Raw genomic sequence first — 11,834 nt, forward strand, 5'->3', positions numbered from 1 at the left:
TTCCATATTTTTATTACTCAATCCTTAAGTTACGCAAAGTCTCAAGATGATGATCTGAAACATTACTTGATTATCTTAAGCTCAACAAGGTTATCTAGTGGAGCCTTCTTAAGGAAAATTATAGGATTTTCATGTAAGTACAAGATTTTGTGATATTTAAACATGGCGTTTTCCCTTGGTCAGCGTCTTCGTGCTACCCGTGAATTGCTAGGAATGACCCAAGAACAAGTCATTGAGCAGCTGGATCTTCGCTACGACATCACTATGAGTCAGCAGACGCTATCCACAATCGAGAACGGGAAGCGCAAGGTAGACGCTGAGAGGGAATTACCCGCATTCGCAGGGGTCTATGGTAAGTCGATCGACTACTTTTACGAAACTTTAGACTTACCAGCTGCAACGCCATCTCCATCGACATCCAAACGCAAGTCTGTAGTTACAGTTGACCTGGAAGCCCTGACCCACCGCGATAAGCTAGAACTAGCAGCAGAACTGATTCACAACGTTTTGCAAGAAACCTAGCTAATAAGCGAATTATGGAAACCTTGCCAGAAGAACTAGCATTACTTGACGAATCTGACGATTCCTCAACATCAATGGCCTTAACCGTCAAACATCTGGAACAGCTGCAAATAATCCTCAAGGAAAATCATCTCGACTACCAACTGGAATTACGGGACGGAAAAATCATTGTTATGGGACCATCAGATATCGTATCCAGTGAAGTTGGCGCAATATTTTGTCGGCTGCTTGGGAATTGGGTTTACCCCCGCCGGTTGGGGCGTGTTTTTGAATCCAGTGGCGGATTTATTTTGCCTAATTCAGACCTAACCGCACCGGATGTTTCCTTTGTCAGTGCAGAAAGACTCAGGCAAAGTCCCCGATACTTCGGTCGGATAGTTCCAGATTTAGTAGTAGAGATTAAATCTCAAAGCGATCGCATTCGTCCCCTGCGAGAAAAAATTCAATTATTTCTGAACGAAGGAGCTAAAGTTGGAATACTTATCGACCCGGATCGGCTAACTGTTACCGTATATCGCCTCAATAACCAACCAGTAGTATTAAACGATGGAGATATTCTTACTCTCCCAGACCTATTTCCTGATTGGGAATTATTGATTTCTGAAATATGGCCGACCGTGTTTGAATAGAAATTTAGCTAATGAAAAAACTATGGAAATAAAGCAAAGCAGAACACTAACGACATTTAGACTAATTTAAAGATCGTACTTAGTTATGCCATCCTGATTTTGTACAACTGCATTCGCCAAATACGAAAAGATGACACGAAACAGGACAATAATCGATAAAATTAAGCCTGTGCTATTAGTGCAAGGGTTCCATGTCTACCACTTCTCCGTTCTCTCCCGAAGAAATCGCCGCTGAAGGACTCAAACCTGAAGAGTATCAAGAAATCGTTAACCGTCTCGGTCGCCATCCCAACAAAGCTGAGTTGGGAATGTTTGGCGTCATGTGGTCGGAACACTGCTGCTACAAGAATTCCCGACCCCTACTCAAACAGTTTCCCACCACAGGCGATCGCATCCTCGTCGGCCCCGGAGAAAACGCCGGAGTGGTAGACTTAGGTGACGGAATCCGACTCGCTTTTAAAATAGAATCTCACAACCACCCCTCAGCAGTCGAACCATTTCAAGGTGCAGCCACAGGCGTTGGTGGCATTCTGCGCGATATCTTTACAATGGGTGCTAGACCGATCGCTCTATTGAACTCCCTCCGCTTCGGTTCTCTGGAAGATGCGCGTACCAGAAGATTGTTCAGTGGCGTAGTTTCGGGAATATCCCATTATGGAAATTGCTTAGTCGCCAAAGAGACATTTATCTGGCGCGACGAGAACGGCGTCCATTTTGATACCATCGGAAACTTTGTGGAATCGCGGTTGCGATCCGACAAAACAACCGTAGAATTAGATGCTGCTACCTCTGTAGAAACGCTCTCCCTAGACCCCGACACCCTGCAAAGTTGCTGGCAACCAGTGCGACGTATTTTCAAGCGACGCAGCAATAACCTTGTAATTATTCGTACAAGTTTAGGTCGTACTCTCACGGTTACACGAGATCATCCCAGCTTCATTCGACGTAACGGTCAGTGGGACATCCTACCAGCACTATCTTTAAGCGTTGGCGATGAGATTCCCATACTTACCAATTTCCCTTACTCGGACAGCGAAGATGTTCCGGCGCTAGATTTACTCAGCACCTTGGATGAGGCGCACAGTAAAGACGTTTATGAAGAACGCACTGTCGAGTTAGCAACAGCTTTAAATCGGTATAACGGAACAAAATATTCGTTTCCGCGTTTTCGCCAATCATCAGATGATGTCGCTTTTGTCAAGATTAAAAGCATCGAAACTAATTCTGTTGATGAGTGCGATGTCTACGATGTTGAGGTAGATAATACTCATCTTTTCGTTACCAGTTCCGGCATTATCACTCACAACTGCGTTGGAGTACCCACAGTTGGCGGTGAAGTTTATTTCGATCCTGCATATTCCGGAAATCCGTTAGTCAACGTCATGGCATTGGGGTTAATGGAAACCCAGGATATCGTAAAATCTGGTGCAGTAGGAATCGGCAATCCCGTACTTTATGTCGGTTCTACTACGGGGAGAGATGGGATGGGAGGCGCAAGTTTTGCCAGTGCGGAACTTAGCGATGAATCGATGGACGATCGCCCCGCCGTGCAAGTGGGAGATCCTTTCCTAGAAAAATCCCTCATCGAAGCTTGTTTGGCAGCTTTTAAAACAGGTGCGGTTGTCGCAGCACAAGATATGGGTGCAGCAGGAATTACCTGTTCGACTTCCGAAATGGCAGCAAAAGGCGGTGTGGGAATAGAACTGGATTTAGATAAAATCCCAGTGCGGGAAAGCGGTATGGTTCCCTACGAATATTTACTGTCAGAATCCCAAGAAAGAATGCTGTTTGTTGCCCATAAAGGACGCGAACAGGAATTAATTGATATTTTCCATCGTTGGGGATTGCAAGCAGTAGTCGCGGGAGAGGTTATTTCCGAACCAATTGTGCGAATTTTGTTCCAAGGTAAAGTGGCAGCTGAAATTCCGGCTACTGCATTAGCGGATAATACACCAATTTATCATCGCGAGTTACTGGCACAACCTCCAGAATATGCCCGCAAAGCTTGGGAATGGACAGATGAATCTCTACCTGCTTGCAGTATAGGGGGGATTGAAATTGAAGGTAATTTGAAAAGTTGGAACGATATCCTGCTCACACTTTTGGATAATCCCACTATTGCATCTAAACGTTGGGTTTATCGTCAATACGATCATCAAGTGCAGAACAATACTGTCATTTTACCCGGTGGTGCCGATGCAGCAGTTGTCAGGATTCGCGCCGCAGAAACACTCCCCAATCCAAAATCCAAAATCGAAAATCCAAAATTGGGAGTTGCTGCAACTGTTGATTGCAATTCCCGTTACGTCTATCTCAATCCCTACGAAGGTGCTAAAGCAGTTGTCGCCGAAGCTGCACGCAACCTCAGCTGTGTGGGGGCAGAACCTTTAGCAGTTACGGATAACCTCAATTTCGGCAGTCCGGAAAAGCCTGTAGGATATTGGCAATTGGCAGAAGCTTGTCGGGGAATCGCGGAAGCTTGTCGGGAATTCAGTACACCTGTCACTGGTGGTAATGTTTCCCTCTACAACGAAACGCTCGATAGCGATGGTAATCCTCAACCTATCTATCCGACTCCGGTGGTGGGAATGGTGGGATTGATTCCCGATATTACCCAGATTTGTGGCCAAGCTTGGCAACAAGCGGGAGATTTAATTTATTTACTGGGACAACCTCTTGCGGAACAGGCACTTGTGGGACAGGCGTCTCGCCTGTCACAAACAGAAGGCGGGCAGGATGCCCGCCCCACAAGAGAGATAACATTGGCTGCTTCTGAGTATTTAGCCGCAATTCACGGTGTTGTCGCCGGAATTCCACCAGTGGTAGACTTTGAGTTGGAACGCCGCGTGCAAGCTGCCTGTCGCGAGGGAATTCGTCAAGGTTGGGTGCGATCGGCTCACGATTGTGCTGAAGGAGGATTGGCGATTGCACTCTCGGAAGCTTGCATTGGCGGTAAGTTAGGTGCCGAAATTAATTTAGGAGTTAGTTCATCAGATTCTGTGCGCTGGGATTGTCTTCTATTCGGGGAAGGCGGCGCAAGAATTATTGTGTCGGTAGCGCAAGATCGATCGCAAATTTGGGAATCCTATTTGAAGGAGGAACTGAGCGAAAATTGGCAAAAAATCGGTCAAGTCGGTAATGCCGATGCCCATTTACGGGTAATTACGGCAGACGATCGACCCTTAATCGACGTTACCATTACGGACGTGTGCGATCGCTCATTTCACGCTATCGAACGGCGTTTAAGTATTTAGCCAATTAGCTCAGTTCTCTTTGATTGAGTGTTTCAGTACAAATAGTCCAGACCGCAGTAGGGGCGACTTCGGTCAATCATTGGAGCAAAAACCCTCCCCTACTCAAAAAATCCGTCTTGTTAAGAGCTGTTTAAGATGGGTAAACTTTTGTTAATCTCTTTCTTAAGAGCGATACCTCTGACTCAAAATTCCTATTAGGAGCAAAGCCGTAGCATGATCCCCAACGATCCCTTCTCCTGTGACGACTATCCTGGCATGAGCGACGAGGCAAGAATCGATAAACCAGAGGAAGCCTGTGGTGTTTTTGGCATCTTAGCACCGGAAGAAGATGTCGCTAAATTAACTTATTTTGGGCTGTACGCTTTGCAGCACCGAGGTCAAGAATCGGCAGGCATTGCCACTTTTGAAGGCGATCGCGTGCATTTGCACAAAGAAATGGGGTTGGTGTCCCAAGTCTTTAACGAAACTATCCTCAAAAATCTTCCTGGTAATTTGGCAGTCGGTCACACTCGGTACTCTACCACCGGTTCCAGTCGCGTTGTTAATGCTCAGCCAGCAGTTGTCGAAACTCGTCTGGGTGCATTGGGTTTAGCACATAACGGGAATCTTGTCAATACGGCAGTTCTGCGGCAAGAGTTGCTGGAAAGTAACTGTAATTTAGTCAGCACAACGGATTCAGAGTTGATTGCTCATGCGATCGCCGAAGAAGTGAATGCGGGTTATGATTGGCTCGAAGGTGCTATTCGCGCCTTCCACAGGTGTCAGGGAGCCTTTAGTTTAACAATTGGCACTCCAGTTGGTATAATGGGCGTCCGCGACCCTAACGGCATTCGTCCCCTAGTCATTGGTACGATCGACACAGGCGAAGATGCCCGTACCAAGCGCTACGTTCTCGCCTCCGAAACCTGCGGCTTAGATATCATTGGAGCCGAATACCTGCGCGATGTAGAACCGGGAGAATTGGTTTGGATCACAGATGCCGGATTAGCTTCCTTCCACTGGACGCAACAGCCAAAGCGCAAACTTTGCATCTTTGAAATGATTTACTTCGCACGCCCAGATAGCATTATGGAAGGTGAGAGCCTGTACAGCTATCGGCTGCGACTGGGGCGTCATCTGGCAGAAGAATCACCGATTGATGCGGACATTGTAATCGGCGTCCCCGACTCTGGCATTCCTGCTGCGATTGGTTATTCGCAAACTTCCGGCATTCCCTACGCTGAAGGTCTGATTAAAAATCGCTACGTGGGTCGGACTTTCATTCAGCCTACTCAGAAAATGCGGGAAACTGGTATCCGTATGAAACTCAATCCTCTTAAAGATGTTTTGGGTGGGAAGCGGATTGTGATTGTCGATGATTCGATCGTCCGGGGAACTACCAGTCGCAAACTCGTCAAGGCATTGCGCGATGCTGGTGCGACCGAAGTGCATATGCGAATTTCATCTCCGCCAGTCACTCACCCTTGCTTCTACGGTATCGATACCGACAATCAAGACCAACTGATTGCCGCTACCAAATCTGTCGCAGAAATTGCCAAGCAAATCGATGTTGATTCATTGGCATATCTCAGCCGCGAAGGGATGCTCAAAGCGACTGGAGAAGACCCGCAAACTTTCTGTTCCGCCTGCTTCACTGGCGATTATCCGATCGCAGTTCCGGAGCCTGTCAAACGCTCTAAACTGATCCTGGAAAAAGTTGCTAGCTGTTAGCCAACAGGTACGTAGTTGCGCTTTAGCGCTCATCGCAACTACGCACCTGCTACCCCTTATCCATTCATCTGCATTGGGCCAAGATACTTGGTTAAATAAGGGGAAAACACCTCATAAATCAGCGTTAGGGGCTGTCTGTGATGCCAAAATAGGTAGTGACGGCCCCAAAACGGCCCCTCATATCCAAATGCAGCTTCTAAGGCTGACGATCGACCGTAATAAATTCCTTGCACATCTCTATATAACTCGGTTCGCAGGCGTTCCAAACTAGCCCAAATTGGCAAAGAGCGATTTTGCAAGTATTCATCCACATGGCTAGCTTCCCACCAAGAAGCAGCATAAGCTAACCGTTCTCCAGAAGCCTTGCGTAACCATACCTGTCGTCGTATGCGTGGCCCCGGCACGACTTCCATTTGTGCGGGTGCGCCATCCGAGTCTATCCCAATGGCGGACATATCAATCACATCTACTTCGATCTTCTCACCAGTGAGCAATTGCAGATGGCGCGTTGGAGAACCGTCTCCCAGCAGAAACATTTGCCATGTTGGTGCCAGTTGAGTGTGCGGCAATCCTTGTTGAATAATTGCTTCTCCTCCCTGCCAGATGGGAGTAAGGGGGTGCCAAGCGGTTGGCTGGGTCAGGATTTCTGTGGCTCTGTGGGTTGCAGTCAAGGTTCATTACATAACTTAACTATTTACAATGATAACCTTGCTGGCGATATATTCCTGAGATCGGTCAATTTCAAGGCTAACTGGACTTATTGCGGTATGCGGCTCATAATTCTTTTCTGACGCTCAGCAGCTTTGTCGTCCTCTTCGGTGCGATCGCTTTCGGAAGCTGAGCGATCGGTATTATCATCCGCGTCAGCAGGATCTGAACCAGTCTCAGGGGTTAAGAAACCGGAATCATCAAAATTGTCAGCATCAGCTTTTTCTACAGGTTTATTAGCTTCTGATGTCATTTTTTTGCCTCAATCTTGTATGCGATCGCAAACAGCTATAACTTCAGCAAACTTTCTCGATCGGTTATCCCACAAAGGTTGAAAATTTATTAGTAATCTACATCAGTCTTAAGCAGGATATTGGTTACTAAGAATAAAAAATTTATCTGTCCGGAATTTCGCAAGAAGCGTATTGGGTTGATGAGAGCGATCGCAAAGAACAGCCCTATCTAATTTAATTTTATCCTGGGATGCGATCGACAATCGCGATCGGAAGCTCATTATGCTTATTTGGATCTAAAACCATTTGTAGGTAAACAAGTAAAAATTTATCAATTGAAACTAAAAGCTTTTTCTGCACCTTATGCCACAATGGGCAAATTTTAAGCAAAAATTAAAATTAGCCTGAAGTGCGATCGAGCGAAAAACCATGCTTAAACTTTATCACACCCCCATTTCCCCAAACTCTCGCCGTGTCTGGATTGCGCTGCTAGAAAAGCAGATCCCGTTTGAATTGGTGAAGATGGAGCTGGATGGAGATCAGTTGCAACCGGATTTTCTCGCCCTTAATCCTTTCCACCACATTCCAGTTTTAGTCGATGACGACTTCACGATCGTCGAATCCTTAGCAATTCTTGACTATCTGGAAGCGAAGTATCCCGCGCCTGCGATGCTACCCACCGATGCCAAAGCGCTAGCAACCGTGCGGATGGTGGAAATGGTGACTGTCAACGAACTGTTACCAGCTACGAATCCTTTGACTTATCGGATGATGGGTCTTCCTACGGATGACCCACAGAAACTAAAGCAAGCAGAGCAGCGAATACATACGGTGCTGAACTTTTTTGAGGGGTTACTGGGCGATCGACCTTATTTTGGGAATAGCGATAGTCTTACTCTCGCCGAACTCGTCGCCGGAACAGTCATGCCTTGGTTGCCCAGTCTAGGAGTGCCTCTGGATAATTATCCCAAATTGAGCGCTTGGTGCGATCGCTTGACAGCCCGTGAGACTTGGCAAAATACGGAAGTAAGTCTGGAAGAAGTTGAAGCCTTTTTAAAGCCTCGATTGCAACAGCTAATGGCAGCACATTAAAATCGATGACCTAGAACTCTTTTCCCCCTCTCCGTCTAGAGGGAGCTAGAGCCCCAGTCCAGTACAATAAATTGACAAAAACAACGAAATATGAATTATGTAGGGGCGAAGCAAGAGGGCGACAATTTATGACACAACACCCAAGATTTTCTGCCCTCTTGCTTCGCCCTGCCCTGGGTCTAAATAGAAATCCACATTATGTTTATTTTGTCAACCTCGTTTACTGGACTGGCGTTCTAGGGGGTGGGGTAGACTTGGCGAGGGCGATCGCTCTTTCTACCTCAACGATTTAGTAAAATTTGTGCTACTCCGATACTGGTTTAGTCTGACAACGCTGACCGGGGGGTAATATAGGAGGGCAATAAGTAGGTAATGTCCGGCAGCTTGTATCATCCTTTGAATCAGCTTGACGTGAAATGCTTTTTTGCAGATTTAACTCAGTCTCAGAGGGCAACTTTGATTTCAACTCAGACAAGTTTTGCTTGATGGAAACACCCCTGGCATCAGAGAAATCATTATTAGGGTTTTTAGGTATAGATTCGCAAGCTTGACGGTCAAATTCTTTTCCTTTGTCATCTACTAAGGCTGCTTGGATAGCAACAACTCGACCCATCGAATCAAAAATCGGGCCACCACTGAGTCCCTTAACTATGTTATTAGTGTATCGTACATTATAACCATTTTCTGCATTTCCTTCAATTTTACATATTTTTCCGACAGTAAAATGGAATCTTTTTTGTTTTTTGTCTAATGGTAAGCAACTTGTCCAACCAGAGGCATAAACAGACATACCTTTATATAAAGAGTCTGCCATCTGAGCAACTTGGAATTTTTGACCAGCTTCTGCCTCGAATTCTATTATTGCTAAATCAACGTTATCTTTAAATTTTTTGACTTTCTCTTTATAATCCTTAGCACTTGCTACCCGTAGGGGCTTAGCGTATGTTTTACTTTGTACTTGGTATGGATATTCAGACTCACCAGGCTCTATCCCGACAACGTGCTTCGCTGTAAGGACATAATAAGTATTACCTTTGCTAGCAACTATTACCCCAGATCCAGAATCGGAGCTTCCACCGATTAGAACGGTTGTTTCTTCAGCTATTTTCCTTATTTGTTCCTCTATTGTGGGGGGAGAAGGAGGTTCAGGGGGAGTAGGAGATATTTTTCCACCTCCACCACAATTCACCAAAGTTATAATTATCAGTACTATCAAAGTCAAAACTATTGGTATTTTAATTAAACGATATATTTTCACAATTACAAGTCACCTCTGTTTGATTACTCTTTCCTTGTCTCTTTCTCCCTGAATCTTTGAGAATGATCGGCTCGTAATTGGTCTTCTGGATAATCTTTATTTCTGTACATTAAATCTATTTCATTCGATTGACTAATTGCCGGATTTTTTCTGGACAATTTCCAGAGTAAAAAAGCATTAAACCCACAGCTAATTAATAATACTACACCAACAAGGGGACATAACCAATTTTCTAAGTTTTCTGGTGAAGTCTTTTGTTCTTCAGGCGATTTGGAAGAACTGGTAGGTGTGCTGGCTTGTGTTTTTGTTGACTCACCAGTTTTTTGTCCTGAATCCGCATTTGTTAACGATCCAGATGGATGATTTGCAGGTTTGTCAACTTTTACCTGAGTTTCACTTATTAGTGTTTTATAGGTTTCTATAGGAATTCCCCAAGCAAAATATCTCATTAACTGTTCGATATTTTCGTCAGGCTTATCCCCATTCATAAATGTATACGGATTTTCTGTATTGGCAAAAGGTGATTTTGAATTCTTACCCTTTCCATTCACAGCCACTACCTTACCCATAGAGTCCAAAACCGGGCCGCCGCTTGTTCCCGGAGTGGTATTATTGTCATATCCGATTCCGTAGCCTTTAATAAAAGTCTTACCACCTAATAAAAAAGACATAGGAGCTAATACACCAGATGTAAATACCAACTTTGATTTACATGGACTTGGTTCGCATGAAAAGCCAGCCACAAATACTTTTTGCTCTTCTTGTAATCTTGATGAATCACCTAATTCGGCGACTTTATAAACTTTATTGCTACTGAACTCTAACAAAGCTAGGTCATTTCCCTTAAAGTCAACTTTTCGGTGTGGATATGCTTTGTAAATCTGACCGTCTGGTGTTTGGATTTGGTACGGATTTACTAAATCTTCTAACACATGATTGTTAGTCAGAACTAGATAAACATAAGGTTTGCCTTTTTGAAATTGTTGCCGTTTAACTATAAACCCAGAACCATTAATTTCCTGAGAATTTTGGGGCAAGACTACAAAAACTTTTATCGTAATTTCTTGAGCTTTCTTCTGTACTTCTTTATCAAATAAAGGTAAAGAAGTTGCTCTTTCTCCTATGGCAGTAGGCTCTGAATTAAATGCCTGCGTAGGTAGCTGTATTGTTGAGCTAAACACGCAGGCCATAGTCATAAATAGGGCGAGATTACGGTTCATTGAATAAAGTTTGCCCGAAACTCCTGAAACTAGAAAAAACTAAGGATTATCGAGGACTGCAAGCAAATGAAGCGCTGGGTTGTTCTTGCAAATGCTGGCGAACATTGACATATAAACGGCAGGAACTTGCAAAAACGGGAACCGGATCTTTAAAGTCATTTCCAGATAGTCTTAGTAACTGTTTAAGAACGTCCTGAGCAGTCTGAGTGCCGTTAGGATCGATCGTATAAACCATATCATTTCCACTGCAACCTCTTCCCTCAAAGTTCGTGCGGCAGATAATTGGATAGCCATTCTCGTGCCTGCCGTGGGTAAGGTAAAGCGGACTTTGCTCACGAACGTAGCTATCCAGTCTAGCGCTAACTTGTTTGCAGCGATCTTCACGGCTGTACCCAGCAAATCCACCGAAATCAGAAGTCCATTGGATATAGGGTCTGTCCCCGCGAGGAGTTTGAGCGACAGTTGTCCACACGCTTCCCATTTGCCTACAAGTAAAACGGTATTGCGACTCAGATTTAGCTGGGGTAGTTATTGCAATGCTAGATGCTAATCCAACGATGGATGCTGTAAGGATGGATATACTCCGCTTTATGCTCATAGGTACACTCAACTCACTCTATTGAAGAAAGCCATATCGTAATATTTATTTCCAAAGATGGTAGCATTTTTTTCGTAAAAGTATATTATCTGACGAAATTACATTTCTTTAAGCTGGCTCTCCTGTGCTTGTGGTGATCACCCAAGCTTATAATCTAGCTGCATCAAGGTTTTCAGCCTTCATTGTCCAGCCAAAATGTATCATTCACTACTTTTTATACCAAACATCCCGGAAAGGCAGATTATTTGCTTTCTTCATAAATTTCTGCTTTGGCTGGTCTGGGTAGCCTCAACTACAGCTACCCTACTTGACAGTGCAATTTGCAGACTAGCGATCGCAACGCTGGCCTGGAGGAAGTATAACAGGACAGAGGGGAGGTTCTGGCCACAATCGCTTGCACCAGTCTGTTTTATTACAATAGTCATAGATTTGCGTCGAATCCGCTACTATCTCTATTCCCCCTTTAACAAACACTACCAATGCTGTTAATCCGCCTATTAACTTGCCTAACTTTGTGAGTTTATTGCCGCCAGAATTATTGTTACTAGATGATGGATTTGCTGACATAATATTTTATGTTTTGTTCCTACTATCTGCTAACAAAGTTCTA

At 44.7% G+C, this 11,834-nt stretch carries 11 protein-coding genes; 5 read left to right on the forward strand and 6 right to left on the reverse strand.

What is annotated here, in order from left to right; genetic code table 11:
* Positions 1-162 precede the first annotated feature (162 nt).
* The 4 genes from ACE1CD_RS11255 to purF all read left to right on the forward strand — a co-directional run bounded on the left by ACE1CD_RS11255 (position 163) and on the right by purF (position 6,115).
* Positions 163-522 (forward strand): helix-turn-helix domain-containing protein, encoded by a 360-nt coding sequence (locus tag ACE1CD_RS11255; RefSeq protein WP_374795002.1) that lies wholly within the window; start codon positions 163-165, stop codon positions 520-522.
* 74 nt (positions 523-596) lie between these two features.
* Positions 597-1,151 carry a Uma2 family endonuclease gene (locus ACE1CD_RS11260; RefSeq protein ID WP_374795090.1) on the forward strand — a complete coding sequence of 185 codons (555 nt, stop codon included), beginning with the start codon at positions 597-599 and terminating at the stop codon, positions 1,149-1,151.
* A 191-nt stretch (positions 1,152-1,342) separates the two neighbouring features.
* On the forward strand, positions 1,343-4,405 hold the full coding sequence (gene purL / locus ACE1CD_RS11265) for a phosphoribosylformylglycinamidine synthase subunit PurL (protein WP_374823983.1): 3,063 nt from the start codon (positions 1,343-1,345) through the stop codon (positions 4,403-4,405).
* A gap of 213 nt (positions 4,406-4,618) precedes the next feature.
* Complete coding sequence (gene purF / locus ACE1CD_RS11270) at positions 4,619-6,115, forward strand: amidophosphoribosyltransferase (RefSeq protein ID WP_374795000.1); 1,497 nt, start codon at positions 4,619-4,621, stop codon at positions 6,113-6,115.
* A gap of 56 nt (positions 6,116-6,171) precedes the next feature.
* Here the strand turns inward: purF and ACE1CD_RS11275 are convergent, their stop codons facing one another.
* Both ACE1CD_RS11275 and ACE1CD_RS11280 read right to left on the reverse strand, forming a co-directional pair.
* Complete coding sequence (locus tag ACE1CD_RS11275; protein WP_374823986.1) at positions 6,172-6,786, reverse strand: chorismate lyase; 615 nt, start codon at positions 6,784-6,786, stop codon at positions 6,172-6,174.
* Between the two features lie 86 nt (positions 6,787-6,872).
* Positions 6,873-7,076, reverse strand: a complete 204-nt coding sequence (locus tag ACE1CD_RS11280; RefSeq protein WP_374823989.1) for a hypothetical protein — start codon at positions 7,074-7,076, stop codon at positions 6,873-6,875.
* A 409-nt stretch (positions 7,077-7,485) separates the two neighbouring features.
* On the opposite strand from ACE1CD_RS11280, the gene ACE1CD_RS11285 reads away from it, so the two are divergent.
* Positions 7,486-8,148, forward strand: coding sequence for a glutathione S-transferase family protein (locus ACE1CD_RS11285; RefSeq protein WP_374823992.1), 663 nt, complete (start codon positions 7,486-7,488; stop codon positions 8,146-8,148).
* Positions 8,149-8,452: 304 nt separating this feature from the next.
* Here ACE1CD_RS11285 and ACE1CD_RS11290 read toward each other — a convergent pair whose 3' ends face one another.
* From ACE1CD_RS11290 to ACE1CD_RS11305, 4 genes are all read right to left on the reverse strand, one after another.
* On the reverse strand, positions 8,453-9,406 hold the full coding sequence (locus ACE1CD_RS11290; protein WP_374823995.1) for a serine protease: 954 nt from the start codon (positions 9,404-9,406) through the stop codon (positions 8,453-8,455).
* Positions 9,407-9,429: 23 nt separating this feature from the next.
* Complete coding sequence (locus ACE1CD_RS11295; protein WP_374823998.1) at positions 9,430-10,626, reverse strand: serine protease; 1,197 nt, start codon at positions 10,624-10,626, stop codon at positions 9,430-9,432.
* A gap of 46 nt (positions 10,627-10,672) precedes the next feature.
* Complete coding sequence (locus ACE1CD_RS11300; RefSeq protein ID WP_374824001.1) at positions 10,673-11,224, reverse strand: COP23 domain-containing protein; 552 nt, start codon at positions 11,222-11,224, stop codon at positions 10,673-10,675.
* A gap of 327 nt (positions 11,225-11,551) precedes the next feature.
* Complete coding sequence (locus ACE1CD_RS11305; RefSeq protein ID WP_374824004.1) at positions 11,552-11,791, reverse strand: hypothetical protein; 240 nt, start codon at positions 11,789-11,791, stop codon at positions 11,552-11,554.
* Between the last annotated feature and the right edge of the window lie 43 nt (positions 11,792-11,834).

The organism is Aerosakkonema sp. BLCC-F183 (assembly GCF_041929145.1).
Lineage (GTDB): Bacteria > Cyanobacteriota > Cyanobacteriia > Cyanobacteriales > Aerosakkonemataceae > Aerosakkonema.

Coding starts and splice junctions, on each gene's coding strand:
- ACE1CD_RS11295 (WP_374823998.1), bottom strand. CDS start 10,626: ATGAACCGTAATCTCGCCCTATTTATGACTATGGCCTGCGTGTTTAGC.
- purL (WP_374823983.1), top strand. CDS start 1,343: ATGTCTACCACTTCTCCGTTCTCTCCCGAAGAAATCGCCGCTGAAGGA.
- ACE1CD_RS11300 (WP_374824001.1), bottom strand. CDS start 11,224: ATGAGCATAAAGCGGAGTATATCCATCCTTACAGCATCCATCGTTGGA.
- ACE1CD_RS11285 (WP_374823992.1), top strand. CDS start 7,486: ATGCTTAAACTTTATCACACCCCCATTTCCCCAAACTCTCGCCGTGTC.
- ACE1CD_RS11280 (WP_374823989.1), bottom strand. CDS start 7,076: ATGACATCAGAAGCTAATAAACCTGTAGAAAAAGCTGATGCTGACAAT.
- ACE1CD_RS11255 (WP_374795002.1), top strand. CDS start 163: ATGGCGTTTTCCCTTGGTCAGCGTCTTCGTGCTACCCGTGAATTGCTA.
- ACE1CD_RS11260 (WP_374795090.1), top strand. CDS start 597: ATGGCCTTAACCGTCAAACATCTGGAACAGCTGCAAATAATCCTCAAG.
- purF (WP_374795000.1), top strand. CDS start 4,619: ATGATCCCCAACGATCCCTTCTCCTGTGACGACTATCCTGGCATGAGC.
- ACE1CD_RS11305 (WP_374824004.1), bottom strand. CDS start 11,791: ATGTCAGCAAATCCATCATCTAGTAACAATAATTCTGGCGGCAATAAA.